The organism is Pseudomonas synxantha (assembly GCF_900105675.1).
In the GTDB taxonomy this organism is placed as follows: domain Bacteria; phylum Pseudomonadota; class Gammaproteobacteria; order Pseudomonadales; family Pseudomonadaceae; genus Aquipseudomonas; species Aquipseudomonas synxantha.
On record NZ_LT629786.1, the window covers coordinates 2,273,353 to 2,300,324 of the forward strand.

Here is a 26,972-nt window from a genome sequence, read left to right on the forward strand (position 1 = left end):
ACCTTTCCTTATTAGGCGGATAGCATGATCGACACCATCGACCAGCAATTGATCGCGGCCTTGATGGACGACTCGCGCCTGTCCCTCAAGGCGCTGGCGGGCATCACCGGGCTGTCTTCGCCGAGCGTCAGCGAACGCCTGCGACGCTTGGAAGAACGCGGTGTGCTGACTCACTACACCGTCGTTATCGACCCCAGGCATTTCGGCTACCTGCTGCAAGCCATCGTGCGCATCCGCCCCCTGCCCGGCAAATTGCAGGAGGTGGAACGCCAGATCCAGGCGATCCCCGAGTTCACCGAATGCGACAAGGTCACCGGCGAGGATTGCTTTATCGCACGCCTGCATGTGCGCACGATGGAGCATCTGGACGTCCTGCTCGACCGGCTCAACGCCTATGCCGAAACCAACACCGCGATCGTCAAGAAAACGCCGGTGAAACGGCGTTTACCGCCGCTGGCGGACTAGCCAGGCGTCGCGAGCCGGGTTATCACAGGGGGGTGAAATAGCCGACGGATATCGCCAAACAGTATAAAAAACTGTCAACCCTTACAGGTTCCAGTTTGCTTGCCGGGTAATAGCCTGGTGGGGTACTGGAGGACGTCTCATGTTGGTCACAAACCTGAAAGCAATCAGCGATGCAAGCTTCAAAAGCGAGGTGCTTGAAGCGGCCGGCCCCGTGTTGGTTTGCTATATGGATGACGCTTGCGCACCGCCTGCGTTCCTCGATCAATTTGCCGAGTACTACTCGGGGCGGTTGACCATCGTTACGCTGAACATGGATGAGAACCCGATTACGCCCGCGAAGTATGGCGTGGGTAAAGCCCCGATGTAGATGCTGTTCAAGGATAAAAGGAGTTTTTCATGAGTGAGATAAAACACCTCAGTGATGAGTCATTTGGAACCGAGGTCCTCCAGGCCGCCCTACCTGTGCTTGTGGACTACTGGGCTGCGTGGTGTGGGCCGTGCAAGATGGTTGCGCCTATTTTGGATGAGCTTGCCGAGGAGTACTCTGGCAGATTGATCATCGTTAAGATAAATGTCGATGAGAATCCCAACATCGCAGCTCAGTGGGGCATTCGGGGTATTCCAACCTTAAAGTTGTTCAAGAACGGCGAGATCGCAGCCACCAAGACCGGTGCACTTTCAAAGTCCCAATTAAAGGAGTTTATCGAAAGCCAGCTCTGACGCGTTGGGAGCCCCCTTCAAGGCTCACACAAGCACTCGATTAGAGCCCCGGTTCACGCCCTGGTCGCCGCCCAGCTTGGCAACAAACTGCGTGATCCGCCGACAGGCCTCGGCCAGACGGTCCTCACCCAAGGTAAACGACAGCCGGACGAACCCCTGGGCGGGCTCGCCAAAGGCCGCCGCGTCCAGCACCGACACCCCGGCCTCGCGAAACAGGCGCCAGGCAAACTCCAGGGAGCTGAGGCCTGTGCCACGCACATCCACCAGCACAAACATGCCCGCTTGCGGCGCCTGTACCTGGATACCCGGGCAGGCACTCAGGCCAGCCACCACCAGGTCGCGTCGGCGCCGGTAGATCTCGCGCATGCCTTCAGTCACCTGGTCATGGGCCAACACCGCCGCCGTCGCCGCCTCCATCACAAAGCCCGGCAAGCCGTACAACATGCTCAACATCAGGGTTTCAGCGTGCTTCACCAGCTGCGGCGCGGCGATGAGCCAACCGATACGCCAGCCGGTCATGGCATGGGACTTTGACAAGCTGCCGATGACGATGCTGCGCTCAGCCATGCCGGGCAATGCCGCAAGGCTGTGGTACTGGCCGTCAAACACCAGGCTTTCGTAGACCTCATCCACCACCACCCACAGGTCATGGGCGATCGCAAGGTCGGCGATGGCTTGCAGTTCCTGCGGGTTGAGCACCACACCGGTGGGGTTGTTCGGGTTGGAAAAGAACATCGCCCGCGTGCGCGGGGTGATTGCAGCAGCGAGCCGTTGTGAATCCAGGCGAAAGCCGGATTGCGCACTGCATGGCACTCGCACCAAGGTCGCGCCGCTGGCCTTGAGCGTGGCCTCGTAGGTGACGTACATCGGATCGAGCACCAACACCTCGTCGCCAGCCTGCAGCAGGCACAACGAGCTGATAAACAACGCGTTCTGCGCACCGGCCACGATGATCACGTTGTCGGCGGTCAGCGGGCGATCCAGGGTGTTGCTGTAGCGCGCCGCGACCGCCTCGCGCAGGGCCGGGCGACCGGGGATCTCGGTGTAATGGGAGTCGCCCATGTGCAGGGCGTTGACGGCGGCGTCGGTGATGAAGGATGGCGTGGCGAAATCCGGGTCGCCGACGCTGAGGATAATGATGTCTTCGCCCTGGCTGGCCGCCTGGAACGCAGCGTGGTGGATGTCCCAGGCGGCGACGCCCTGCCCTGCAATTCGTTCGACGAAAGGGGAAAACCGCATGCCAGGGCCTATGGTTCAAAATGAAAAAGCGTGGACCCGTTGATAGGTGAACGGGAGGATGGACTCAACATAGTGCATACCCAGCACTCGTTCAACGGCTAACCCGTGGCTGTAATCACATTGAACCTGCGTCCCTCGGCCGTCCTCAAACCTGCATAGACCACGGCCCTGGAACACGCTCGATGACTTTTATTCTCTGGATGGCCGTGCTCGGCGCCGTACTGCTCACCCTCGCCCTCACCTCCTCCTACCTGCGTTGGATGCCCGTGACCACCTCGGCAGTCTGCCTGCTGCTGGGCGTCGCCATCGGCCCGTTGGGCGCGGACCTGTTGCACTTGGATATCAAGGGCTCGGCGCGCTGGATGGAGCACTTGACCGAGGTCGCGGTGCTATTTTCGCTGTTTGTCAGCGGCTTGAAATTGCGCCTGCCACTGAGCCATCGCACCTGGCGCATTGCGTTTGGCATGGCGGGGCCGGTGATGTTGCTGACCATCCTCGGCACCTGCCTGGTGCTGCACTACCTGTTGCAACTTTCGTGGGGCGTTTCGCTGCTGGTGGGTGCCATGCTCGCGCCGACCGACCCGGTGCTGGCCGGCCTGGTGCAGGTCAACAATGCCCAGGACTATGACGCCCTGCGCTTCGGTTTGTCCGGCGAGGCCGGCTTGAACGACGGTACAGCCTTCCCCTTTGTGATATTCGGCCTGCTGTTTATGCAACACGGCGGGTTTGACGGCGACTGGCTGGGCGGCTGGGTGCTGAAGAACCTGCTATGGGCGGTGCCGGCGGGGCTGCTGATTGGCTACTGGATGGGTCGCGGCATCGGCCGGGTCACGTTGCGCATGCGCATCACCAATGCCGACAGCACCTTGTCGCCCAATGATTACCTGACCCTGGCACTGATCGCCCTGGCTTACGTGGCAGCTGAAGCCGTCGGCGGCTACGGCTTCCTTGCCGTGTTTGCGGCGGGCCTGGGCCTGCGCCAAGCCGAGGTCAAATCCACCGGCAACGCCGATACACCGGCCGAACACCTGGCGCAACCGGTGGTGGGTCACCTTGAGGTGGAACCTGAACAGGCCCTGCACGGCGACGTTAGCCAATTGCAGGACACACAAATCGCCGCCGGGGTGATGATGAACGACATGCTGTCGTTCGGCAGCCTGGTGGAGCGTTCCATGGAAGTGTTCCTGGTGACGCTGTTGGGCATCGTGCTGGTCAGCCACTGGGACTGGCGCGCACTGGCGGTGGCGGCGTTGCTGTTCGGGGTGATTCGCCCGGTCAGTGTGTTTGCCATGCCTTGGGGCAGCCTGCTGGACCGTCGGCAACGCGGGCTGATGAGTTGGTTCGGGATTCGCGGAATTGGTAGCATCTACTACCTGTTCTACGCGCTCAACCATGGGCTGATCGGCACCAGCAGCACGGTGGCGGTGAACCTCACCCTGTCGGTGATCGCCCTGAGCATCGTCGTTCACGGCCTGAGTACCCAGCCGATGCTGGGCTGGTATGAACGACGTGCCGGGGCGAAGGGTCAGTCCTGATTTTCGGTATTGCCGACGTCCGCCGCTTCATCCAGATCATTAAGCGGGACTTCGGCATCATCCATCAATGAACCCGGGTCTTCATTGCCCGGATCGTTGAGTTCGTCGTCGAGTTCTTTTGACATGAGCCTCTCCTCTAGCCGCCCTGGGTATCGATATCCGCATCGGTTTCAGGCTTGGGCTCGCGCTCAGGCTTGAAGTCTGGACTGTAGTCGTTTTCCTTGGCCTTGGGGTCGCTATCGGCCTTGGGGTCTTTGGGGGCATCAGCGGCGGTGCCAGGGGCCGGCTCGCCTGCGTCGATGGCTGGATCGTTGCGGTGGTCGGTTTGCGGATCTTCATTTTTCGTCATGGCGCACCTCTGACAGGGCTATGGGAATCTGTACTGCGTAAAGGTAAGGCGCCACCGCATCCAGTGAAGTTCCGTGAGATTACTCAGCTCAATGGGTTGTCGACCTGGATATAGAATGCATAGATCCCCAATACCAGCCAGAACACCATGAACAACCACGGCGCACGCATGGAGAACAGCAGCGACTTGCGGTAGCCCTTGTGCGTCGACTCCATCTCGGAAAACAACGGCGATTCATCGTAGGCCATGCCCATCACCGGCTCACTGCGCAGCAACTCGCTTTGCTTGTAGTGCCAGTGGTCGATGATTTCGTAGGCGGCACGTATGCCAGGCCAGGCGTTGAGCGAGCTTAAGATACCCAGCGCGGCGAGGATCACCGGCACCACCAGGGTGAACAGCTTGCCCCACTCCGGGTTGAGGTTGCCCATGCCGGAGACAAAGGCGATGACCAGGAATGACTGCGCCGTGAGGTAGGCGTCAGTGCGGTTGGCCAGGATGGAGGTTTCGTACTGGATCTCGCGGCGATAGAAGTCGAGACGGTCCTTGGGCGAGCCGAAGATCTTCGCGTTGTGCTCGCTGTGGTCGGTCAGGGCTGCTTCGGGCGTGTCTGGAGAGATGATTCTGGGCACGACGGGGCTCCACGCGATGACTAATCTGGTTAGAAGACGCGGGCTTCGATGAAGTTCAAGTTTGTTCACGCCCAGGGTGGAACGAACACGCTTTGAATGTGAGAGGGGCTTGCCCCCGATGGCGGCCTGTCAGCCGACCAGTATCTTGGATTAGACCGAGTACATATCCATTGCTGCGGTAACGGCCACTTAAGGTTCCGCTCTTACAGCGGGTCACTTTTGGAAAAGAGCCCCAAAAGTAACCAAAAGGCTCTTGCCCCACCACTCGGCACCTCGCTTAGGCTCGGTGTGCCCGTAATCCGACAGGGATTTGGGGGGCCGCCGCCACGCGCCATCCATGGCGCGGGGCGGCTAAACCGGCATCCCTGCCGGTTTACCCCCCAAATCCCTGTCGAATTCCGGCCAGCGTGGTTTAACGGGGCGCCTGAGATCAAAATCAAAAGCAGATCAAGATCAGGAGCGGCTCGCTGCGCATCGTGGTTACGGTCTGCTGCTACGAAGTTGTGTAGATACCTATGCGATCCAAATGTGGGAGGGGGCTTGCCCCCGATATCAGTGTGTCAGTCAGCACATCTGTAGCTGACCCTCCGCCATCGGGGGCAAGCCCCCTCCCACATTTTCACCGCCGTACGTCTGTCAGTTATCGATCACCCACCAACGCGGCAGCAATTGCCGTACCCGGGCTTCGCCGAAACGGTCATCGATCAACATCACCACACCGCGATCCTGTTGACTGCGGATCACCCTGCCCGCGGCTTGTACGACCTTCTGCAGGCCGGGGTACAAGTAGGTGTAATCGTAGCCGGCGCCGAAGATCGCGCCCATGCGTGCCTTCATTTGTTCATTCACCGGGTTCAGTTGCGGCAGGCCCAGGGTCGCAATGAAGGCACCGATCAAGCGCGCACCGGGCAAGTCGATGCCCTCGCCAAACGCACCACCCAGTACCGCAAAGCCAATGCCTTGGCTGTGCTGGGTGAACTGGTCGAGAAAGGCCTGGCGCTCGGCCTCGGCCATGCCTCGAGATTGCAGCCACAGCGCAATCTGCGGGTGCCGCTCGGCCAACAACTGCGCCACCTGTTGCAGGTAATCGAAGCTGGAAAAGAACGCCAGGTAGTTACCCGGCTGCTCGACAAATTGCCGCGCAATCAGCTCGACAATAGGCGTAAGCGACGCCTGGCGATGCACGAACCGGGTGGAGATGGCATCGACGATACGCACCTGCAATTGCTCGGCCTTGAACGGCGACTCCACATCGACCCAGGCGGTGTCCGCTGGCATGCCGAGCAAGTCGGCGTAATAGTGGCGCGGGCTCAAGGTCGCAGAAAACAGCACACTGCTGCGGGCGGCAGTCAATCGAGGCCGGATGAACTCGGCCGGCACCACATTGCGCAGGCACAGGGTTGAGCTGCTGCGCTTGCCGTTGAATTCGCGCTTGCTGATATCGAAGATGAAGTGTTCATTGAACAGCTCCGCCACTTTGGCCCATTGCAGGGCTTCAAAGTAGAAAGCTTGCAGGTCGCCGCTGAGGGCTTCGGGGTGATCGTTGAAATAGTCGCCCATGGCGCTGATGCACAGGCTCAGGGCTTGCAGCAGTTTTTCGGGCCGGGTGGCATAGGCCTGGTACGGTGCGACTTGCTCCTTGTGCAGGGCGTTCCACTCGCGGTTCAGGCGCTGCAAGGGTTTCTTCAGCGCCTCGGGCGCCGTGTCACGCAGGGTCTTGAGGCTGTATTGGTCAAGGCTGGCGCTGTACATCGAACGGGCGCGCTCCACCAGGTTATGCGCTTCGTCCACCAGCACTGCGACGCGCCACTGGTTCAACTGGGCGAGGCCGAACAACATGGCGCCAAAATCGAAAAAGTAATTGTAGTCGGCGACCACCAGATCGCTCCAGCGCGCCATTTCCTGGCTCAGGTAATACGGGCACACCCCATGGGCCAAGGCAACGTCGCGCAGGCTGCGTTGATCGAGCAGGCGCACTTGGGACGCGGCTTGGCGCGCGGCGGGCAGACGGTCGTAAAAGCCCTTGGCCAAGGGGCAGGATTCGCCGTGGCAGGCTTTGTCCGGGTGCTCGCATGCCTTGTCGCGGGCCACCAGCTCAAGTACCCGCAGCGGCAGATCGGGGCTGCTGGCGTACAGCACCTGGGCAGCGTCCAGGGCAAGCTTGCGTCCAGGGGTCTTCGCCGTGAGAAAGAACACTTTGTCCAGTTGCTGTGGCGCCAGCGCCTTGAGCAGCGGGAAGATGGTCCCGACGGTCTTGCCGATCCCGGTGGGCGCCTGGGCCATCAGGCAACGGCCGGTACTCACGGCTTTGTAGACCGATTCAGCCAAGGCACGTTGCCCAGGACGAAACTCGGCATGGGGAAACGCCAGGGCTTGGGCGGCGCTGTTACGTGCGGTGCGGTGTTGCATTTCCTGCCGGGCCCAGTCCAGGAACAGCGCGCACTGCTGCTTGAAGAAGTGCTCCAGGTCTGGCGCGTTGAAATGTTGGTTCAGCAGGGTCTCGCCTTCGCCGACGATATCGAAGTACACCAGTGCCAGGTCGATGTCGTCGAGGCCGAGTTTCTGGCACATCAGCCAGCCATACACCTTGACCTGGGCCCAGTGCAGTTGCCGATGGTTGGCGGGCTGGGCGGCGAGATCGCCACGGTAGGTCTTGACCTCTTCCAGGCGGTTGGCGTCCGGATCGTAGCCGTCCGCCCTGCCCCGCACTTTGAGCTGCAGGTATTCTCCCTCGAGGGCGACCTCGTTCTGATAGTGCGCGCTACGCCGGGAAGCCACGGTGCGGTGACCGACGATCCCTTCCTGGGCGCTGGGCGACGGCGTAAAACGCAGGTCAAGGTCGCCGACCTTGGCGGTGAACTCACACAACGCCCGCACGGCCACGCTGTAGCTCAAGCGCTCTGCTCCGCCCAGCGCACGTAGCAGACGGTGACCGGCATCTGGTACTCGGCGCAGAACGCCAGCCAACGCAATTGGTTGTCTTGCAGGCGGTCGCCGGGGCCCTTGACCTCGATCATGCGGTAGGTCTTTTGTGCGGGCCAGAACTGGATCAGGTCCGGCATCCCGGCGCGGTTGGCGCGGATGTCCACCAGCAGGCGCGCAAACCAATGGCGCAGGTGTTCGGCGGGCAGGCAGGCCAGGGCTTGTTCCAGCAGCTCTTCACTGAGCAGGTTCCAAAACACGAACGGCGACTGGATGCCCCATTTGTCCGCGTAACGTTGGCGAATGGTGGCCTTGTAGCGCTCATCCTCCAGTTGCTCGAAGCAGGCAGCAAACAAGGCTTCTCGACGCTGATGGAAGTCCTCGCTGTGCAGGTCCGCCGGCCCACGCTGGAACGGGTGGAAGAACGCCCCCGGCAGCGGCGCGAAAATCGCGTCCCAACACAACAGGCCGAACAGCGAATTGATCAGGCCGTTCTCGACGTAATACACCGGTGCGTCCGGCTCGTTCAGATGCGCCTGCACGCAAAATTCCACCGACATCATCGGCTCCGGCTCCAGTGCCAGGTCCAGGCGCGCAACGGCCTGTGGCTTGGCCTTGGGCAGAGCCGGCTGGCCCAGTTTGCGCCGCAAGCGGGGCAGCACCCGTAGCAGGTGCTGGCGTTCAGCAGCACTTTCCGGGGCTTGTTGGGCGGCGATCGCCAAGGCCATGGCCTGCGCGTAATCCTCCTGGCGCTCCAATACACGGATCAACCGCGCCCGTGCGCCGGGATAGGTGCAGTGTCGGTAAACCTGTTCAGCCAGTGCCAACTCGCCACAGCGCTCGCCATACTGGCCGATCTGGAAGAGCAGTTTGGCGCGGCGTTTTTCCAGCCAGGGGTTATCGGTATGCAGCGTGGCGATCTGTGCCAGCACCGCATCCAGTGCCTCACCGGCTTCAAAGGCTTGCTGACATTGGTGCAGGAACAGGAAACCCTGCACGTCTTCACGGGTGCGCAGACCACGGGACTCGGCGCAGAACGGGACTTTTTCATAGGTGTAGATGCCTAGGTCTGCCAGCACGAATTCCGACCAGTCCTGATGCAGATTGCCGAAGAACATCAGGCGCAGGCGATCACACAACTCCATTACCGTGAGGCTATAGAGCACATCGTCTACATCGGGACACCACTGGGCAAAACTGCGCTGTTCGCTGAACTGCGCGGCCAGTGGCTCGAGCCAGGCGGCCTTGTTGGCCTTGGGCTGGTCGATCCAGGGCCTGAACGCATTCAGGATTTCGCCCTTTTGCAGCAAGGTGAACAAGGTCGCAAACGGCAGCGGGCTTTGGTCGTCCACCCAGCCCAGTTCGCGCAACGGGCCCGCCGCTGCATGGGGACAACCGATTTCCAGGTAATTGAGCTTGGCGCCGCGAAAATGCACGCCCTTGCGCATCACCATGCGCACCAATAACGCCTGGGACGCCTGGGGCAACCTGTCAAATTGCTGAATGAAATGCTCTTCGTGGGCCTCGAGCAAATCGGCATAGCGCTGCCCCAGCCAAGCCAGCACCTGGCGGAAGTTATGCAAGTAATACAAGGGGTTTTCGAGGGTGTTGACCATGGCGCAAGGCAATCAAATACTGGTTATGCATACAGAGTGCCGCTGCTAAGCACTTGTTGCAATCGGTAATAGATAAATGGTCCCTGCAACTTTTTGTAAAAAAGCGATCAGATGAGGGAGTAGATCGCGTAATATTTATCGCCCCCAGCCATGGGTGGCGGGACTTTTCAGGGTTAAGGTAAGGGTAATGAACATGAAGAATTTGGGGCTTCCACTGGTTGCGCTCACTTTTCTGGTATTGGCCGGTTGCTCCACGCAAACCGTCGTGACATTGCAAAATGGTACGCAGTATTTGACCAAGGACACACCCAACGCCAAGACAGCCGACGGCTTCTATGAGTTCACCGATATTGCCGGCAAGCGCATTCGCATCAAGGCCGATGATGTGGCCACGGTGCGCAAGGAAAACTAATGATCAAATGTGGGAGGGAGCAACCCCCTCCCACAGTTTTCAACCGCATTCCAAGTTAAGCGATAACAATCCCCTCCCCTGACACACTGCTCACTCCCACCAGCGTCACCGAGTCGGCGCCAAAGCTGATCACCGTGTCTGCGCCCACCACCTTGGTGTGCTCGCGATAATCCGTACTGCCCTGCACATCGGTGAATACCAGCTTGTCGGTTGCTTGATAGCCAATCACCCGATCATTGCCAAACTGCCCGCTGAACAAAAATGTGTTATGCCCGCTGCTGTCGCGGATCGTGTCATTGCCCTTGCCGCCTTCGATAAAGTCCGCGCCCCGGCCGCCCTTGATCAGGTCGTTGCCATCGCTGCCGATGATGAAGGTGTTGCCCTTGTGTGCCTCGGCGTTGCGATTCAAGTCCTGCACCCAGGTGGTGGCCCGTGCCGGGTCGGACAGGTTGGCGACAATTACCGTGGAGTCGCGGGTCATTTGCTCGTAGAAGCCGGAATCGAGGATGCGGGTCATGCCGTCGCCGTAACCGGTGGGCAAGTGTGAAACCCAGGTCGGCAGGTTGAGGATGGAAAATGGCAGCACGTTCCACAGCGTTGACGCGTAGTGGTCGTTGAAGCTGACGATATTGTCGGTGCTCGATTCGTGGGGCGTGTCGTGCACACCCAGGGACGACAGGTTGAATGACGAGCCGTCCAGGGCGCGGAACACCGGGTCGTTTTCATAGCCGACGTTCAGCACCTTGTCGCCGGCGCTCTGGGTGGGTGAAGCATACGCCACGTAGTTGGCGTCCTTATAGAACCCCGACCATTTGCCGTCGCTCAAGTCGGCCATGCTGTTGACCGCCAGGCCGCCCAGGCTGTGGCCGCTGACCACCACGTCGTTGCCGCTCAGGCCTTGGGCCGTGGCGTAGGCCGCGACGTTGCCGAGCAAGTTGCCAAAGGCTTCGCCCGTGTAGTTTTTCGCATAGTCCTTGGGACCGAACGCGGCCAGCAGGTCGCTGATCACGTCGCCGATGGCGTCTGTGACCAGGTTTTCCCGAGGTCCCGACGTACCACGAAAGCCGATGCCGATTTCCTGCAATTTACCAGCGTCATCGTACTTGCCCAGCACCTCGACCTGCGCCGTGGCGTAGGCAGGCTTTTCACCGAAGAAAGTGCCCCGGACATCAACCTTGCCGCTGTAACCCAGGGTATCGGCGCTGATGGGGGTCCAACCGGCTTTTTGTACCGCATCGAGGGCGGCTTTTTCCGCGTCGGGGTTCCAGGGGATACCAGGGATCACCCCTTGGGAGTCGCTGCTGCCAATCAGCGCGCCGATCAGTGTGGCCGGCAACCCAAGGCCGAGACCATTGTTCTGGTAGCCGACGGCAAAGCCGTGATCCAGGTTGTGGTAGGCATACACCGTGAGCGCCATGGCATCGGCGAACAACGCCTTGGAGTCCTCGGTACCGAGGTTTTTATAGTCAAAGATACCCATTGGTAGTGCCTCTCTGTTGTTGGATTTGTAGAGAAAGCCAAAACACCAGTAGCCCCCTGATGGACACCGTGGGCCCATCAGGGGAGTGACGCCTTTAGAACGCCCAGTCCAGGCTCAAACCGACGCCGTGCACTTTCTCCTTGCTGGCCAGCAGGCCGTTGTAGTCGAAGTTCACCCGCGCCTCCTTGCTCAACGCCAGGCTGACCCGTGCCCCGACCAGTGCGGCATCGCGCACCATCGGCGCACTTTCCACGCTGAACGAAGGGCCACCGGAGGCGAACGCCAGGTGCTGCTCGGAATCGGTGCTGCTCAGGTTGTGCTGCCAGCCCAGGGTGCCGGACACCTCCAGTTGCTGGTGGTCGTTGACGTTGAAGGTTTTCAAGGCACGCACACCCAGGGTGCTCAACACCAGGTCGCGGCTGTCATCGCCACTTTTCAGCGCAGCGGCATCGCCCTTCTCCTTGAAGCTGTCAGTGTCCAGATGCACGTAGGCCAGGTTGGCGAACGGCTCCAGGGCCAGCGGTTGCAGGTTGATGCGATACGCCGCCTCGGTGAACACCTGGGTGCTGTGTGCATCGACCTTGGCCTTTTGCTTGCCGCTGACGTCGCCGTATTGCAGGTCGCGCTTCACATCGGCGCGGTGCCAGCTGTAGGTTGCGCCACCGCTCAGGCGCCAGGCGCCGATTTCATGCCCGGCATAGGCCCCGAAGTGGTAGCTGTCGACCGAGGCACGGCTGTGGGTGTCGCTGCCCATGTTCAGCGACGTGTCGCTGTAGCCCGCCACCAGGCCGATGCGCGTGGCGTCGTCGAGCGCCCCATCCACCCCGGCGAGCATGCCGCCGATGGAGGTGTTATAGCCTGCCGTGTCGCTACGGCTGTCGGTCTTGCCCCAGGCGCCCAGGGCCTTGACCCACACGTTGCCGCGGGTGTCGATGGCTTGGCTGGTGGCGCCCATCTCGCCATTGCGCAGGCGCTCGCCTACCGCTTCGCGAACGTAGCGGCTGTCATTGACCAATGCGGTTTGCAGCGCTGGGTAGACTTCACCACTCAGTTGCTGGAATGCACCCTGGGCCGAGGCGGCCGTGGGTGCCAGCAGCAAGCTTTCATACACACCATTGCCCGCGCCCAACTGCTCGGCGGCGGCGGCCACGGCGCGCTGGTTCGGCGTGGCGGCCACACTGGCGAAGCTGTTAGTGCGCGCCACATCCAGCTGCACACCGTTGGCCGCGTAGGTCAAGGTGCCGCCAACAAACAGGTAGTTGGGCAATACCGCACCAAAGCTGCCGGTCACACCACCTGCCGCTTGCAGGATGTTGTATTGGCGGCCGATCAGACTTTGGGCCTGGGTCGCGCTCAACAACGTCGGGCTGTTTTCCAGGGCCAGGGTCACGGTGCCGCCGTTAAGCGTGGCGGTACCACCGGCGACGATGCGGTCGCTGCTGGTGGGCGACAACTCCACGGCATAGGTCGAGCCCGGCTCAAAGGTGACGTTACCCGCCACGTTCAAGGTGCCGATGGAATTACCCGGCGCCACGGTGCCACCGTTTTTTGCGGTCAGCGAACCGATGCGCCCCGAGCCACCGAGCACGCCGGCCTGGCCGACGCTGACGTCGGAAGCCAGCGAGCCGTTGATCGCCAACAAGCCCTGGTTGACCAGGGTCGGGCCGCTATAGGTGTTGGTGCCGGTCAGCACCAGGGTGCCGATGCCCTGCTTGGTCAGGCCGCCATGGCCCGAGATATCGTTGCTCCACACATCCAGCCCGCAGTGCACATCGTTGCAAATCCGCTGGGTCGGCTTACCGGCATCTACCACTGCGCCGATCCCTGGCAGGTCCGCCACGAACTGGCCGCTGCCGTAAGCGCCATCGATACGGAACTCGGCGGGAATATCCTCTGCGGTAACAAACATCCCCGGCCCGTTGACCGCCTTGCCCAGGTTGATCATGCCCCAGCCATACAGCGAGTCGATGCCCGGCGCGCCGAGGTCGGTGGCGGTGGTCTTGAGCAGCGTGGAGATCTGGTCGCCGCTCATGTACTGGAAACGCTCCATCAGCACTGCTGCTGCACCTGCCACATGGGGCGCGGCCATGGAGGTGCCGTTTTTGTTGGCCCAGTCGGTGGTCAGGTTGTTCAGGTCGGTGCCATTGATGATCGAGCTGTAGATCTTGGTGCCGGGTGCCGACACGCAAAAGCTCGCTGCATAGCCGCAGCGCGAGGAGAAGGTGCTGATCACATAGGGATTGGGGCTGGTGGTGTCCGGGTTCTGCTGCAACGCCGCTACTGACAGCCAGTTCGGCGCAATCTCCGGCACAAAATAGGCCAGGCCGGAAATCGCATCCGGGTTGTTGAGGTTGTAGTCGTTACCGGCGGCAAAGATGGTCAGCACACCGCTGCGCGCCGCATCGATGGCGCCTTGATAAGCACCGCCTGCGATCGTGCCGAGGATCGGCCGGATCGTATTGAACTGCGCCTGGGCTTCATTGACGGTGAAATTGGGGAACGCCGGATCGCGGCCGCCCTTGGCATATTGATCACCAATGCCAATGCCCCAGCTGTTGTTGATGATGCGTGCGCCACTGGCGACCAGCCCATCCCAGCCCGCTTTGTACACCGCGCCGTCGTTGCCGAGGATGATCCCGTCTTCCGGCCCCGGGTCACCGTTTTCGGCGGTAAGGATTTGCGCATTGAACGCCACACCATGCATGGGCCCGCCGTCGCGGTTACCCGCAGCAATGCCGCCGACGTGGGTGCCGTGGTTACCCAGCTTGCCGTTGGAGTCCTTGGACGGCGTGCCGTCGTAGCGGAACGCATCACCCGCCTTCACCGGAATATACGGGTCGGTGTATTGGCGGATGCCCTCGGTGACAATCGTCACCACCTTGTCGGGGCTGGCGAACTCCGGATGCTGGGCGTACACCGGCTGGTCGAAGATCCCAAGCTTGACGCCCTTGCCGGTGTAGCCGGCGGCATACGCGGTGTCGGCGTGCACGGCGCCCAGGCCCCAATCGGCCTTGAACTCATTGCTGCGCCAACTGGCGGCGTCGCCGAGTTTGCCAGTTTCTACGTAGGGTGCGGCCTGGGCGGTTCCCAGGCTGGCCAGGCAACACAGCAGCGCACCATATGGTACGCAGCTCAGCGCCTTGAGCGGGTAGCCCGGGCCGGTGTGGATGGCGATGGTTAACCCTGACTTGCGTTTTTTCACGGTGACCTTCCTTAGTTTTCTTATTGCACGTGTGTAAATCACTTTCTCCAGAACAGCGCCGATTCAATGTGAGAGCTGGCTTGCCTGCGATGGCGTCCGGCCAGTCACGCCTCTGCTGGCTGACCCACCGCTATCGCAGGCAAGCCAGCTCCCACATTTTTTGTTCGCGGTGTCCTCAGAACTGCCAGTTCAGGCTCAAGCCCACGCCTTGGGTTTTCTCGCGCCCACCCAATTGGCCGTTGTAATCCAGGTTGACCCGCGTCGACGCATTCAGCGCCAGGCTGGCCTGTACGCCCACCAGGGCGGCGTCACGCAGCAACGGCGCGCTGCGCACGGCAAATGAAGGCCCGCCTGCGACAAACGCCAAATGTTCTTCCGACTCCACCGCCGTCAGGCTGTGTTGCCAGCCCAACGAACCGGACAGTTCCAGTTGCTGGTGGTCATTGAGGGCCAGGGTTTTCAAGGCACGCACGCCGAGGGTGCTGAGCACCGCATCGCGCCGGTCACTGCCACGCTCCAGGGCGGCGGCATCGCCTTTTTCGTGGAATGACTCGCTGTCCAGATGCACGTAGGCCAGGTTGGCGAACGGTTCCAACGCCAGCGGTTGCAAGTGAATGCGGTACGCCGCTTCGGTGAACAGTTGCGCGGTGGTCGCATCCAGCTTGGTTTTTTGCTTGCCGCTGACGTCCCCCAGTTGCAGGTCGCGCTTCACATCGCCGCGGTGCCAGCTGTAGGCACCGCCGACACTCAGGCGCCAGTCGCCCAGTTCGCGCCCGGCATATGCGCCGAAGTGGTAGCTGTCGATGGACGCCGATGAGTGCGTGCCACTGCCCATGTTCAGCGAGCTGTCGCTGTAGCCGGCGACCACACCCACGCGGGTCTGCTCATCCAGCGCGCCATCCACGCCCGCCAGCAGGCCACCGATGGAGGTGGTGGAACCCGCCGTTTCACTGCGGCTGTCGCTTTTGCCCCAGGCGCCCAGGGCCTTGAACCACAGGTTGCTTTCACCGCTCACCGGCACATGGCGCAGGCGCTCGCCCACAGCGTTGCGCAGTTGCAGGCTGTCGTTGATCAGCATCGCGCCAACCGCAGGGTAGATTTCACCGGACAGTTGCTGCAGGCCCTGTTGCGCGGTGGCAACTGATTGCGACTGCAGCAGGCTTTCATACACCGGGTTGCCAGCGCCCAGTTGCTCGGCAGCCGCCGCCACGTTGCGCTGGTTGCGGGTGGCAGCAACGCTGGCAAAACTCGCGTCGTTGCGCCCGACGTTCAGTTGTACAGCGTTGGCGGCGTAGTCAAGGGTGCCGCCAAGGAATACATAGTTGGGCAGCACTTGCCCGAACTGACCCTGGATACCGCCCGCCGCATCCAGGATCGAGTATTGCCGGCCAATCAGGCTTTGCACCTGGCTCTGGCTGAGCAGCGTCGGGCTGTTTTCCATCGCCAGGGTGACGGTGCCGCCGCCCAATACCGCCTTGCCACCCGCAACAATGCGGTCGCTGCTGGTGGGCGTCAGTTCCACTGCATAGGTCGAGCCCGCGCCGAGGTTCACATCCCCCGCTACCTGCAAGGTGCCCACGGAATTGCCCGGTGCCACGCGGCCGCCGCTGTTCACCGACAGCGCGGCGATGCGCCCGGAGCCGCCGAGAGTACCGCTGTTGTTCACCGTGACCGCCGAGGTCAGCGAGCCATTGACCGCCAGCAGGCCGCCGTTGACGGTGGTCGCGCCGCGATAAGTGCTGTCGCCGCTGAGCACCAGGCTGCCGGCGCCGGACTTGATCAGGCTACCCTCGTATACGCGTTTGGCGGCGGCCTGGTCGCGGGCGTTGCCGATGGCGTAGTCAGTCTGGTCCTGCTGGCTGGCATTGGCGCCCACGCCGTTTTGCCAACCCTTGTCGATCAAGGTCTGCTGCCAGGCGGTGTGCTCGGCACGGTCCTCGGCCTGGCGCTGGAGCAAGGCCTGGTCGGAGATGCCATTGCTCCATACATCACCCTGCCCGGCTGCCAGGCTCACATCCATGACCCCGAGCAGTTGCCCCGGCCCATGCATTGCCCGGCCCAGGTCCGGCACGCCCCAGCCGACGATAGCGTTGGGCGCCTGGGTGATCGAGCCGTCGAGCTGCGTGGCGGTGGTCAACAGCACCTGCAGCGCCTGCTCATTGGTCATATAGGGATAGCGTTCCATCACCAGCGCCAACGCCCCGGTGGCATGGGGCGCCGACATCGAGGTGCCGGACTTGACCCCATAACCGCCGTCGGGAATGGTGCTGTTGATCAGTGCCCCTGGAGTGGAAATGCACCAGTATTTGGCGATGCCGCATTTGTTGTACTTCTGGTTATTGGCTTTATCCAGCCCCGACACCGCCAGCCAGTGGCCTTCCAGTTCCGGTTGGAAATACGGCAAGGCCGAGCGCACGCTGGCATTTGCGTAGCCGCTGTTGCCGGCACTGAACACATTGATCACGCCGGCCTTGGCCACATCCGCCGCGGCGTCCAGCCAGGTACCCTGGTTGTAATGCTGGGCATAGGCCTTGTGCAGGTCATCCAGGGTCTGGTAGCTGACGTCCTTGGGCTGGCTGCCCCAGCTGTTGTTGATAGCGCGCACGCCGGAATCCACCAGGGCGCTATACACCGTCTTGAAATACTTGGGGTCCGGGGTCGGGCCGAACAGGAAGCTGTCGTTGGCGTTGGTGTTGCCCACATAGACTTGGGCGTTGTAGGCCACCCCATGCATGCCCACGCCGTCGCGGGCGGCGCCCATGGTGCCGGTGACGTGGGTGCCGTGGGAGTCGTTGTTGGGGTTGAGCGCGCCCGTGGTGCTGAAGGCGCTGCCGTCGACATAGGTGCCGGTGGCGGTCACCCCATGGAAGCGGTCCTTGGCGGCTTCGGGGTGGTTGGGGTCGAAACCCGAGTCCAGCGCGCCGATTTTCACACCTTTGCCGCTGATCCCGGCAGCGTAGGCTTCATCGGCCTTCATCCGCCCCAGGCCCCAGTCGCTCTGGTATTCGGCCGAGCGCCAGCTGACCGGGTTACCCGGTTGGCCGGTCTCGGTGTATTGCGCTTGTGCCGCAACGGACAGCAGCAGCAAGGAGCCGGCGGTGAAGGGTTTGAAACGCGGTGAATCAGTGATCATTTAAACCATCCTTATTTGTTGTTATGGATGCTCATTTCACAGGGCCGAAGGCCTCGTCCACCTTGGCCAGGTCGGTGTCGCGCAAGTTGCCCGCGTAGTAGTGCAATTTGGTCCAGGCCATCAGGTAGTCATACCGCGCCTGGGCCAGGTCGCGGCGGGTGCTGTACAGCTGCTGCTCGGCATTCAGCGCATCGAGGTTGACCCGTTCGCCGCCGAGGATGCTCTGCTTGGTCGATACCACCAGGGCCTCGGCCGAAACCAGGGCTTTCTGGTAGGCGCGCAGCTTGCTCACCCCTGACAGGCAGGCACTGAACTGACGCCGCAATTCGATCAGGGTTTCGCGGGTCTTGCCTTCCAGCTCGTACTCGGCCTGCTCCATGGCGCGGCTGGCCTGGCGCGTGGAGGCCGAGATGCCGCCACCGGCATACAGCGGCATGCTCACTTCGACGCCGATGGTGTTGGTGTCGTAGCGCTGGTTGTAGGTGTTGCCGCTGTCGGATTCCTGTTTGCGCGAAGTGGCATAGGCGGTGATTCTCGGCAAATGCCCGGCGCGGTTGCGTTCTACCTCATAGCGCGCTACTTCCAGGGATTGGCGCTGGGAGGCCAGCACCGGGTTGTTGGTGAGCGCCAGTTCATGCCAGGTGTCGTAGTTGGCCGGGGCCAGGGTGAAGGCGGCAAAGCTCTGGTTCAGCGGCGCCAGGTCGTCGATATTGACGCTTTGCACGCCAATCAACGCGCCCAGCTCGCGCAGCGAGGCGTCCTGCTCATCCAGGGCCTGGATCTCTTCGGCGGTGGCCAGTTCATAGCGCGATTCGGCTTCCAGGATGTCTGTGCGCGTGCCCTCGCCGGCCTTGAACAAGTGCTGGTTCTGCTGGAATTGCTGCTCGAAGGCCTTTTTCTTGGCGCGGGCGATGTCGATCTGGTCCTGGGCAAACAGTGCCTGGGTGTAATAGCTCAGCACCCGCACCAGCAACGCCTGGCTCTTGTCACGAAAGCTTTCGTCGGCGAACAGCGCCTGGGCCACGCCCTTGCGGTAGTTGGCATAGGCTTCGTAGTCGAACAGCGGTTGTTGCAGGCTGAAGGTGGAGCCGTAGCTGTTGTAGTTGCGATCATCGCGATAGCTGCCACCACGCCCATCGGGCAGGTGCGCCTCGGAATTGTTGCGGCCCTTGTTGTAGTTGTATGACAGCCTCGGCAGCAGCCCGGCGCGGCCGATGGTGCGGTTTTCCAGGCCGGCGTCGCGCTCCTTGATGGCGCCGAGGAACACCGGGTCGTTGCGCAGGGCCTGCTCGTACACATCGAACGGCCCCATGGCGGCCTGGGCACTGCCACACACCAGCACCAGCGAAATGAACACTGACTTCATGCTCATTCCTCAGTCAACGCGGAGCCGGCGCGATCCAGCAGCGGCTTGAACAGGTAATTGAGCAACGACCGCTCGCCAGTGCGCACGAACATCTCGGCGGGCATGCCCGGCTTGATCACCAAGCCATGGAGTGTTTCCATCGCCGCTTCGCTGACGCTGGTACGCAGCACGTAATACGGCGCACCGGTTTTTTCATCGAGCATTTGGTCGGCGGAGATCAGGCTGACCTCTCCCGGCACGCGGGGCGTGCGGCTCTGGTTGAAGGCAGTGAAGAGGATGTCCACCGGCAAATGGGGCCCCACCTTGTCCACCAGGTGCACCGGCAGATGCCCTTCCACTTCCAGGCGCGTGCCTTGGGGCACGATCTCCAGCAGGGTTTCACCGGCGCGCACCACGGCGCCTTCGGTGTGCACGCTGAGGTTGACTGCGATGCCGTCGGCCGGCGCGTTGATCTCGCTGTGTTGCAGGTTGAAACCGGCAGAGGTCAGTTGCTGTTCCAGGGTCAGGCTGCGCAATTGTGCATCGGCCAATTGACTACGCACCTCCTTTTGATATTCCTCGCTGTGCTGCTGCAACTTGAGGCGCGACTCGAGGATGCCCTGTTCGATGCGTCCGCTTTCCCCGGCGTTCTGCGCCAGATCCTGTTGCACCTGGGACAACTGGCGCTGGTATTCCATCAGGCGGTTGCGCGGGATATAGCCGTTGTCGGCCAAAGGTTGCAGGTTGCCGAGCTGATCGCGCAGGGATTGGGCCTGCGCAGTCAGGTCACTGCGGGCACGGCGCATGCCGCCCAACTGTGAGGTGGCACCTTCAATGCTTGCACGAATCCCGGCCTGTTCACGGGCAAACGCGTCGCGGCGGCTGCTGAACAATTGGCGCTGGCCTTCCAGTACCAACGCCAGGGCCGGGTCGGGGTTGGCGCTCAGCTCAGCGGGAAAGGTGACGCTGGCAAGATTGTCGCGCTCGCTCTGCCAACGCGCCACGCTGGCCCAGGCCATGCGGTACTGGGCTTGCAGGGATTGTACGTCAGCCTGGTTCTGGGTCTGGTCGAGACGAAACAGCGGCTGGCCTTGCTTGACCAGTTCCCCCTCCTTCACCAGGATCCGGCTGACTACGCCGGGGCTGAAGGTTTGCACGGCCTTGCGCTTGCCGGACACCACCACGGTACCTTGGACAGGAATGCCCTGGTCCAACGGCGCGAGGCTGGCCCAGAGGAAAAACCCACCGGCACCGACAATGGTCAGCAGCCAGCCCATTTTTACGAAGAAGCCAGCGTCGTGTTCTTTAAAGCGAGGTTCAACGGTCATGCTGCTCATGCGCCTGGATTCCTTCCGGCCTGGTACTGACGACTGAAACTGACACCGGTTTTTTCTTTCGGCGCTTCCTGCTGGCCGGACAATGCGCGCAGCACTTCCTGGCTGGGCCCGAACGCTTGCAAATGGCCTTCGCCGAGCACCAGCAGCTTGTCGGCCTGGGCCAGCGCCGAGGAACGGTGGGTCACCAGTACCACGCTGCTGCCCTGGGCTTTCATCTGCATGATGGCGCTGGCCAGGGCGGCTTCGCCGACGGTGTCGAGGTTGGAGTTGGGCTCATCCAGCACGATCAGGCGCGGGTTGCCGTACAGGGCGCGGGCCAGGGCTACCCGCTGTTTCTGGCCACCGGACAGGCCGCCGCCGTTGTCGCCCAGCACGGTGTCATAGCCTTGGGGCAGGCGCAGGATCAGTTCGTGTACACCGGCCTGTTGCGCGGCCTTGACCACCTGCTCCGGGTCGGCGTCGCGAAAGCGCGCGATGTTGTCAGCGATGCTGCCGCTGAACAGCTCGATGTCCTGGGGCAAATATCCGATATGCGGACCGAGGTCGTCGCGGTCCCAACGATGGATATCCGCGCCGTCCAGGCGCACGGTGCCGGCCAGGGTCGGCCAGACGCCCACCAGCACCCGAGCCAGGGTGGACTTGCCGGAGCCCGACGCGCCCAGCACACCGAGCACTTCCCCGGCCGCCAGGTTGAAGCTGACCTGATGCAAAGTCGCCATGCGTCGCCCCGGCGGACCGGCGCTGACCTGCTCGAAACTGACCTGGCCCTTGGGTGCCGGCAAGGCCATCTGCTCGACTTCCGGGGGGAATTCGCGCAGCAGTTCGTCGAGGCGCTGGTAGGCCAGCTTGGCCGAGCTCCATTGCTTCCACACGGCAATCAGCTGGTCGATGGGGCTGAGTACGCGGCCCATCAGGATGGAGCCTGCGATCATCATACCGGCGGTCATTTCACCCCTGATCACCAGGAAGGCGCCGAGGCCCAATACCAGGGATTGCAGGCACAGGCGCAGGGATTTACTCAGGGAGCTGATCACCGAACCGGTATCGCTGGCCTTGTTCTGGAAACCGAGAAATTGCGCGTGCACGCCAAACCAACGCTGGCGCAGCGCGCCGAGCATGCCCATGGCCTGGATTGTCTCGGCGTTGTGCAAGTGGCTGGTGGCCAACTGGGTGGATTGCTGGGAGAAGATACTCGCTTCGCCCAACGGTTTTTTCGTCAGGTATTCATTCAGGCACGCCAGCCCAATCAACAGCACCGCACCGGCCGTGGCCAGCACGCCGAGCCACACGTTGAAGAGGAAAATCACGAACAGGTAGATCGGAAACCACGGCGCATCGAAGAATGCGAACAGCGCAGGCCCGGTGATGAATTGGCGGATAGCGGTCAGGTCGCCCAGGGACTGCCCGGCATGCCCCTGGCCGCGCTGCAGGTTGCGCTCGAACGCGGCTTTGTACACGCGCAGGTTGAAACGCCGCTCCAACTGGCTGCCAATACGAATCACGACAAAACTGCGGACCACTTCCAGCAGGCCGATAAACGCAAAGAAGCCCACGACCATCAGCGTCAACATCACCAGCGTGGTTTCATTCTGGGAAGACAACACACGGTCATACACTTGCAGCATGTAAATCGACGGTACCAGCATCAGCAGGTTAATCAGCGCCGTAAAGCAGCCGACGCTGATCAAAATACTCTTGTATTCACCCAACGCCCTGAATAAGGGCGCAACCCCATGGGACTTCGCCATATTATTTGATCTTCCTTGGAGCGAATGACGCGCAATAATCACCCTTGCCCCAAACAGGGCTCGGCCAACTATTAAATCTAGTTATATGCTTATAACTTGAACTAAGGCATCCGTTTCAGCTCGACAACTTCCCCGGCTTTAGTGCGGGCTTGATATTCACCCTCGCTTTGACGATTCAAGTGCGTAATCCCTGAACCCTCAGCGTTAAACAGCCAAATACCATCCGGTGTGGGCGACCAGGTCAGTGGCTTATCGCCCAGCCATTGCGCGGCACACGCGATATCGCCATCCAGGGAATTGGCCTGCTCCAGCAACTCCAGGGCACACACCTTATCCTGCTGCTTCAACTCCCAATGCCCGGCCAATTGCGCGGTGGTGGGTAAAACCAGACTGCTCGCCATTGCATGGGCTCCTGCCGACACGAACAACACCTGCGATACACAGGCGATCAAATGGGAAAAACGCGGCATTTCAAGCTCCATCATAGAGCGCGGCGCCGAAGCACCGCGCGCTTCACATCACGCCACGATGTCGCTGACCGCTGCCTGGCCTACGGTGGTGACGAGGAAATCCGCCACGCCGTGCCCGGAGAAGTCCACGGCCAACGTACCCAGGTTGGTGCCTGAGGCGTAGGACAGAACAGCATCGCCGGCATGCCCGGTGAATGCATTGACGAAGGTCACGCCCGCACCCTTGGTGATACCGGACAGGTCGATCTTGTCCGAACCCGAGGTGAAGTCGAAGAGCTTGTCCGCAGCGCCTGGCCGGGAGTCGGAACTGGCACCGTACACGAAGGTATCGCTGCCGGCGCCGCCCCACAGTTGGTCCGCACCGCCACCACCGTAGATGAGGTCGTTGCCGGCCCCGCCCTTGATGAGGTTAGCGGCTTGGTTACCAATGATCAGGTCGTTGCCCGCGCCACCAAAGGCGTTCTCGACGGTGACGCCCTTGGCGATGGACACGTTGCCCACCAGGCCACCGACGTCGGAGAACGAGGTGGCATTGAGATTGATCTTCTGGTTTTGAGTGAAACCGGAGAAGTCCAGGGTGTCATTGCCACCACCGTCCCAGACCGAGAACACCAGCTTGTCGGCATTGGATGTGGCGCTGAGGAAATCACGCCCGGTGTTGGAGTTGAACCCGTAGGTGGTGTCACCGGCACGGGTGTTGAGGTTGGCACCGTAGAGCTTCTGGATCGCGGCGATGTCGTCGATCAGCGGGCCGGAAGCGTAAGCCTCGACGCCGCCTTTGCTGAAGTTCTGGTTGGTGTTGCTCTCGCTCCAGTAACTCATGAGGCTGTAGCCGCGCGTGTCCTGTCCATAGGTCGCGTCGTTGTAGGTCGGGTTGCCATTCCCGGCGTTGTAGTCGCCAGGGTGAGCCAGGCCCAGGGTGTGGCCGATTTCATGGGTGAGGGTTTGCCGGCCATAGTTGTTCAGGTCCGGGGTCTTGTTCGGCGTGTAGCTGTTGTTGGTCAGGTACCACGAGGTGCCGTCGTAGCCAGCGCCAGTGCCGGGCAGGTAAGCGAACGCCGCCGCGCCGTCCTGGCCGCTGCTGTAATTGCCGAAGGTCATGTGACCATCACCACCGCTGGCTTTCTCGGTGAAGGTGACGTTGGCAACGTCCGACCAGGATTGCATGGCCAGTGCGGCCTGTGCTTTCTGCTGGGCGTTGAACTGGCTGAACCCTGAGATGCCATGTTTGTTCATGGTGCTCTGGGTAGCCGAGGTGAGGAAGGTGTAGGTCAGATCGATCTTGCCGTTGCCATCAAAGTCCCGGTACGCGGCGCCATCCCGCAACAGCTGGGTAGCTGCCTGGTCGACGGTGTAGGACGGTTTGCCATTGACCGTGAGGTTGCCGCCACGGTCATACAAATGGCTGAAACTATCGATTTGCGAGTAAGCAGTGCTGGCTTGCGCGGCAGATACAATAGCCTTGTCTTTTACTTTTGACATAAACGTACTTCCTTGTTTGCAAGTGCATCAGTCTTTGTTCGATAGGAACCTCGCGGGCGAGGATAGTCCTATCACTCACCTCTTTTGAAGGCGTAAGAAAACTGACACAACTTGAAATCTTTCGTCTACCACTATTTCCACGGCTAAAATGTGACGCAGGTTCAACTTGAGTAAGTCGCACGTAGTGTTTACTGGGAACCCTTGCTTTTTAGCCGCCTCGTTTGACGCCGTGATATTTAAATATTAAATAGCAGTAAAGCCGCTCGAGTTGAGCGGCGCACTTGAATAATGGATCCAATATATTGTCACGGTGTCAATGGCAGCATTAAAGAGCCATCATTCGCACTACTAAAGCGCGTTGTCCCCTATTACCGGGACATACACCACCCGCACTTGTGCAATGCTTCAAAGAGCGTCTCGCCGGTCAGCCCAGGCACTTTGACGCCCTCTTGCGTGCTCATGTCTTCGCCCGCCAGTATCGCGTTGATGATCGCTTCTTCCACTGCCTCGGCCGCAGCGCTGAACAGCGGCGAGATATGATCGTTATTGACCATGTGCAGCGCCGTTTGCAGTGGCAGGTCTCTACGCCCGTAGTCTGCCGGCGGCAAATCCTGGTTACCGGTGGCAAAGGCTAAAAACAGGTCGCCACTGGAATCCTCGGTGCCACCCCCGGTGCGCGCGATGCCAATGGATGCACGCTGCGCCAGGCGTTGGCATTGGTGGGGCAGCAACGGTGCGTCGGTGGCAATAATCACCACGATAGACCCCATGCCGGGCGTACCCTGCTCGGCGAAAGGCGAGGCAATATCCATCAAGTGGCGCCCCACTGGATAACCATCGACCCGCAGCTCCTGGCGCTTGCCATGGTTGGCCTGCACCAGCACGCCGACTGTCCAGCCGCCCTGCTCCGCCGGCAAACGCCGTGACGCCGTGCCGATGCCGCCCTTGAACTCATGGCAGATCATGCCGGTGCCGCCGCCCACCGCGCCCTCCTGCACCGGGCCGCTTTCAGCGTTTTCCAGGGCCTGGCGTACATGCTCAGGTTGCACATGCTGGCCCCAGATATCGTTGAGCAAGCCGTCGTAGGTTTCCATGACCACCGGCATGCACCAGTACACCGCGGGGTCCGCCAGGCGCTCGCGCTCCAGGGCGATCAAGGTGTCACGCACAATCCCGATGCTGTGGGTGTTGGTAATCGCCATCGGCGTGGTCAGCAGACCCGCCTCGCTGATCCACTCAAGGCCGGTGGCGTCGCCGTTGCCATTGAGCACGTGGTAACCGGCGAAACAAGGTTGGTGCCGCGCCTCGCCGGCACGCGGTTGGATCAACGTGACCCCGGTTCGCACCTGCTTGCCGTCGATCTCTGCCTTGAGCGTGGTGTGACCCACGCGAACCCCGGGAACATCGGTGATGGCATTCAATTCGCCGGGCGTGCCCAGCCCCAACGTGATGCCCAATTGACGTGCACGCATACCCACTCCTTACAGTTTCTGGAACGCCGGGCTCAACCGGCCACTGATGCAATACAGAATCACCGACAAGGCCAGCAAGCCGATGATGATCATGATGTCGCGCACCGATGCCTCCAGGATCAAGGTCACCAGCAGGTACCCCGCGCCGAGTACCGCCAGCAAGGCCGGCAGCGGCCACAACGGCATGCGATAGGGATGCTCGCGATCACGCAGCAGGACCCGGCTCATCAGCGCACTCAGCGCCACCACCAGGTACACCAGCATGATCAGCAAGACGCTGAACGAGGTCAGGTCGGCCAGGTTCGAGCTGAAACTCAACAGCGCCGAAGGAATCGCCAGGAACAGCGTCGCCAGCCACGGCGAATCCCAGCGCGGGTGAATGCGCGTGAACAGCTTGTTGATGCTCGGCGTCCACAACGCATCACGACCGCTGCTGAACACCACCCGGCCAATCTGGATGACGATGGCGACAATGGCATTGAACACCGACAGGAAGATCCCGGCACTGACCAGTCGCGACAGGGTTTCATTGCCATGGCTGGTCAACAGGTAACCGATGGGATCGGGGCTGCTGATCATCGCGCTCAGGGACGGCGCGCCAATCAACAATGCCGTGATCGGCACGAGCTCGATCACCACCACCAGGCCCAGGGACCACAACACCGCCTTGTGTACGCCCTTGCCGCCGCATTTCATGTCTTCGGCCAGCAACACCGCCGGGCCGTAACCATTGAACGAGAACAGACCGATGCCAACCGCGCCGATCACCAGGGCCCAGGGCGCCAGGTGCAACACGCCGTTTTCGACGATCTGCGGCTGGAACAACACACTGGCCGGCTGTACCGGGTTGCCGAAGCCGATCACCACGATCACCAGCAGGGCCGCCACTTCCAACAGCAGGCACGTGCCGGTGATCCAGGCATTGAGCTTGATATTGAGAATACCCAGGGCATAGCTGGATACCACAATTACCAGGGCGACGGTCTGTGAGTCGAAATTCGTGCCCAGGGCATTATTCAGGTAAGTGGCCGCCCCCGTTGCCAGCACCGGCGGGATAAACAACAACATCACCAGCACGGTCAGGAACGTCGCGTAGCCGGCCATGCCGCCAAACACCCGCTTGGCATACACATACTCACCCCCGGCGCTGTTATGGGCACGGCCCAGCTCCGCGTAACAGAAGGCGAACATCAGCGCGAGCAACGCGGCCATCACAAAAGCGAGGAACACGCCGCTGCCCGCCTGCTGGATGGCAAACGGGGCGATCACGAATACGGAACTGGCCGGCGTTACCGCGGAAACGGTAATCGCCACTACATCAAAGACGCTCAGGGTGGGCTTGAGCACGCCATCGGGCGCGGGAGTAGCGCTCATATCGTTATCCTCTGTCGTTGTTTTTGGTGTGAGGCAGAAACG

The 26,972-nt window shown here is 61.4% G+C and carries 20 protein-coding genes and 1 pseudogene; 5 read left to right on the forward strand and 16 right to left on the reverse strand.

Translation table 11 applies throughout. The features are described from left to right. Positions 1-24: 24 nt before the first annotated feature. The 3 genes from BLU48_RS10870 (at position 25) to trxA (ending at position 1,185) form a co-directional block, all read left to right on the forward strand. Positions 25-465 (forward strand): Lrp/AsnC family transcriptional regulator, encoded by a 441-nt coding sequence (locus tag BLU48_RS10870; protein ID WP_046068096.1) that lies wholly within the window; start codon positions 25-27, stop codon positions 463-465. A gap of 139 nt (positions 466-604) precedes the next feature. After that, entirely contained in the window at positions 605-832 is a 228-nt protein-coding gene (locus BLU48_RS10875) for a thioredoxin family protein (protein WP_082636627.1), read from the forward strand. A gap of 29 nt (positions 833-861) precedes the next feature. Then, a complete protein-coding gene (gene trxA, locus BLU48_RS10880) occupies positions 862-1,185 on the forward strand; it encodes a thioredoxin TrxA (protein ID WP_057022344.1) in 324 nt (107 codons plus the stop codon). Between the two features lie 63 nt (positions 1,186-1,248). On the opposite strand, the pseudogene BLU48_RS10885 reads toward trxA, so the two are convergent. After that, a pseudogene (locus BLU48_RS10885) lies at positions 1,249-2,424 on the reverse strand (pyridoxal phosphate-dependent aminotransferase); the annotation flags it as partial. Between the two features lie 182 nt (positions 2,425-2,606). Between BLU48_RS10885 and BLU48_RS10890 the strand changes: the two are divergent. Next, a complete protein-coding gene (locus BLU48_RS10890; protein WP_057022346.1) occupies positions 2,607-3,959 on the forward strand; it encodes a cation:proton antiporter in 1,353 nt (450 codons plus the stop codon). Here the strand turns inward: BLU48_RS10890 and BLU48_RS32500 are convergent. The 5 genes from BLU48_RS32500 to BLU48_RS10915 form a co-directional block, all read right to left on the reverse strand. Continuing rightward, a complete protein-coding gene (locus BLU48_RS32500; RefSeq protein ID WP_014718417.1) occupies positions 3,950-4,084 on the reverse strand; it encodes a hypothetical protein in 135 nt (44 codons plus the stop codon). The two genes, BLU48_RS10890 and BLU48_RS32500, sit on opposite strands and share 10 nt — an antisense overlap. An 11-nt stretch (positions 4,085-4,095) precedes the next feature. Next, entirely contained in the window at positions 4,096-4,308 is a 213-nt protein-coding gene (locus BLU48_RS10895) for a hypothetical protein (RefSeq protein ID WP_057022347.1), read from the reverse strand. 83 nt (positions 4,309-4,391) lie between these two features. Further along, entirely contained in the window at positions 4,392-4,937 is a 546-nt protein-coding gene (locus tag BLU48_RS10900; protein ID WP_057010953.1) for a hypothetical protein, read from the reverse strand. Positions 4,938-5,573: 636 nt separating this feature from the next. After that, a complete protein-coding gene (locus tag BLU48_RS10910) occupies positions 5,574-7,832 on the reverse strand; it encodes an ATP-dependent DNA helicase (RefSeq protein WP_057022348.1) in 2,259 nt (752 codons plus the stop codon). Further along, positions 7,829-9,475, reverse strand: a complete 1,647-nt coding sequence (locus tag BLU48_RS10915) for a VRR-NUC domain-containing protein (RefSeq protein WP_057022349.1) — start codon at positions 9,473-9,475, stop codon at positions 7,829-7,831. Before BLU48_RS10915 ends, BLU48_RS10910 begins: the two co-directional genes overlap by 4 nt. A 187-nt stretch (positions 9,476-9,662) precedes the next feature. Between BLU48_RS10915 and BLU48_RS10920 the strand changes: the two genes are divergently transcribed. Then, entirely contained in the window at positions 9,663-9,887 is a 225-nt protein-coding gene (locus BLU48_RS10920; protein ID WP_005788446.1) for a YgdI/YgdR family lipoprotein, read from the forward strand. A gap of 55 nt (positions 9,888-9,942) precedes the next feature. On the opposite strand, the gene BLU48_RS10925 is transcribed toward BLU48_RS10920, so the two are convergent. The 10 genes from BLU48_RS10925 to BLU48_RS10970 form a co-directional block, all read right to left on the reverse strand. After that, positions 9,943-11,367, reverse strand: a complete 1,425-nt coding sequence (locus BLU48_RS10925; protein WP_057022350.1) for a polyurethane esterase — start codon at positions 11,365-11,367, stop codon at positions 9,943-9,945. Positions 11,368-11,461: 94 nt separating this feature from the next. Continuing rightward, on the reverse strand, positions 11,462-14,569 hold the full coding sequence (locus tag BLU48_RS10930; RefSeq protein ID WP_057022351.1) for an autotransporter outer membrane beta-barrel domain-containing protein: 3,108 nt from the start codon (positions 14,567-14,569) through the stop codon (positions 11,462-11,464). A 175-nt stretch (positions 14,570-14,744) separates the two neighbouring features. Next, entirely contained in the window at positions 14,745-17,702 is a 2,958-nt protein-coding gene (eprS, locus tag BLU48_RS10935) for an autotransporter serine peptidase EprS (RefSeq protein WP_057022352.1), read from the reverse strand. Between the two features lie 31 nt (positions 17,703-17,733). After that, complete coding sequence (locus BLU48_RS10940; protein ID WP_057010959.1) at positions 17,734-19,068, reverse strand: TolC family outer membrane protein; 1,335 nt, start codon at positions 19,066-19,068, stop codon at positions 17,734-17,736. Positions 19,069-19,070: 2 nt separating this feature from the next. Continuing rightward, positions 19,071-20,384: an HlyD family type I secretion periplasmic adaptor subunit gene (locus BLU48_RS10945; RefSeq protein WP_057022353.1), complete on the reverse strand. Its 1,314-nt coding sequence runs from the start codon at positions 20,382-20,384 to the stop codon at positions 19,071-19,073. Then, positions 20,381-22,132 (reverse strand): type I secretion system permease/ATPase, encoded by a 1,752-nt coding sequence (locus BLU48_RS10950; protein ID WP_057022354.1) that lies wholly within the window; start codon positions 22,130-22,132, stop codon positions 20,381-20,383. Before BLU48_RS10950 ends, BLU48_RS10945 begins: the two co-directional genes overlap by 4 nt. Positions 22,133-22,233: 101 nt before the next feature. After that, on the reverse strand, positions 22,234-22,602 hold the full coding sequence (locus tag BLU48_RS10955) for an AprI/Inh family metalloprotease inhibitor (RefSeq protein WP_057022355.1): 369 nt from the start codon (positions 22,600-22,602) through the stop codon (positions 22,234-22,236). Between the two features lie 48 nt (positions 22,603-22,650). Further along, on the reverse strand, positions 22,651-24,084 hold the full coding sequence (locus tag BLU48_RS10960) for a serralysin family metalloprotease (protein ID WP_057022356.1): 1,434 nt from the start codon (positions 24,082-24,084) through the stop codon (positions 22,651-22,653). Positions 24,085-24,452: 368 nt separating this feature from the next. After that, entirely contained in the window at positions 24,453-25,556 is a 1,104-nt protein-coding gene (locus tag BLU48_RS10965) for a DmpA family aminopeptidase (RefSeq protein ID WP_057022357.1), read from the reverse strand. A 9-nt stretch (positions 25,557-25,565) separates the two neighbouring features. Continuing rightward, on the reverse strand, positions 25,566-26,930 hold the full coding sequence (locus BLU48_RS10970; RefSeq protein WP_043049392.1) for an APC family permease: 1,365 nt from the start codon (positions 26,928-26,930) through the stop codon (positions 25,566-25,568). Between the last annotated feature and the right edge of the window lie 42 nt (positions 26,931-26,972).

What these genes read in the sequence shown, in the direction of transcription:
- BLU48_RS10920 (WP_005788446.1), top strand. Translation starts at nt 9,663, where the DNA reads ATGAACATGAAGAATTTGGGGCTTCCACTGGTTGCGCTCACTTTTCTG.
- BLU48_RS10895 (WP_057022347.1), bottom strand. Translation starts at nt 4,308, where the DNA reads ATGACGAAAAATGAAGATCCGCAAACCGACCACCGCAACGATCCAGCC.
- BLU48_RS10950 (WP_057022354.1), bottom strand. Translation starts at nt 22,132, where the DNA reads ATGGCGAAGTCCCATGGGGTTGCGCCCTTATTCAGGGCGTTGGGTGAA.
- BLU48_RS10940 (WP_057010959.1), bottom strand. Translation starts at nt 19,068, where the DNA reads ATGAAGTCAGTGTTCATTTCGCTGGTGCTGGTGTGTGGCAGTGCCCAG.
- BLU48_RS10890 (WP_057022346.1), top strand. Translation starts at nt 2,607, where the DNA reads ATGACTTTTATTCTCTGGATGGCCGTGCTCGGCGCCGTACTGCTCACC.
- BLU48_RS10925 (WP_057022350.1), bottom strand. Translation starts at nt 11,367, where the DNA reads ATGGGTATCTTTGACTATAAAAACCTCGGTACCGAGGACTCCAAGGCG.
- eprS (WP_057022352.1), bottom strand. Translation starts at nt 17,702, where the DNA reads ATGATCACTGATTCACCGCGTTTCAAACCCTTCACCGCCGGCTCCTTG.
- trxA (WP_057022344.1), top strand. Translation starts at nt 862, where the DNA reads ATGAGTGAGATAAAACACCTCAGTGATGAGTCATTTGGAACCGAGGTC.
- BLU48_RS10870 (WP_046068096.1), top strand. Translation starts at nt 25, where the DNA reads ATGATCGACACCATCGACCAGCAATTGATCGCGGCCTTGATGGACGAC.
- BLU48_RS10960 (WP_057022356.1), bottom strand. Translation starts at nt 24,084, where the DNA reads ATGTCAAAAGTAAAAGACAAGGCTATTGTATCTGCCGCGCAAGCCAGC.
- BLU48_RS10965 (WP_057022357.1), bottom strand. Translation starts at nt 25,556, where the DNA reads ATGCGTGCACGTCAATTGGGCATCACGTTGGGGCTGGGCACGCCCGGC.
- BLU48_RS32500 (WP_014718417.1), bottom strand. Translation starts at nt 4,084, where the DNA reads ATGTCAAAAGAACTCGACGACGAACTCAACGATCCGGGCAATGAAGAC.
- BLU48_RS10945 (WP_057022353.1), bottom strand. Translation starts at nt 20,384, where the DNA reads ATGAGCAGCATGACCGTTGAACCTCGCTTTAAAGAACACGACGCTGGC.
- BLU48_RS10955 (WP_057022355.1), bottom strand. Translation starts at nt 22,602, where the DNA reads ATGCCGCGTTTTTCCCATTTGATCGCCTGTGTATCGCAGGTGTTGTTC.
- BLU48_RS10915 (WP_057022349.1), bottom strand. Translation starts at nt 9,475, where the DNA reads ATGGTCAACACCCTCGAAAACCCCTTGTATTACTTGCATAACTTCCGC.
- BLU48_RS10970 (WP_043049392.1), bottom strand. Translation starts at nt 26,930, where the DNA reads ATGAGCGCTACTCCCGCGCCCGATGGCGTGCTCAAGCCCACCCTGAGC.
- BLU48_RS10875 (WP_082636627.1), top strand. Translation starts at nt 605, where the DNA reads ATGTTGGTCACAAACCTGAAAGCAATCAGCGATGCAAGCTTCAAAAGC.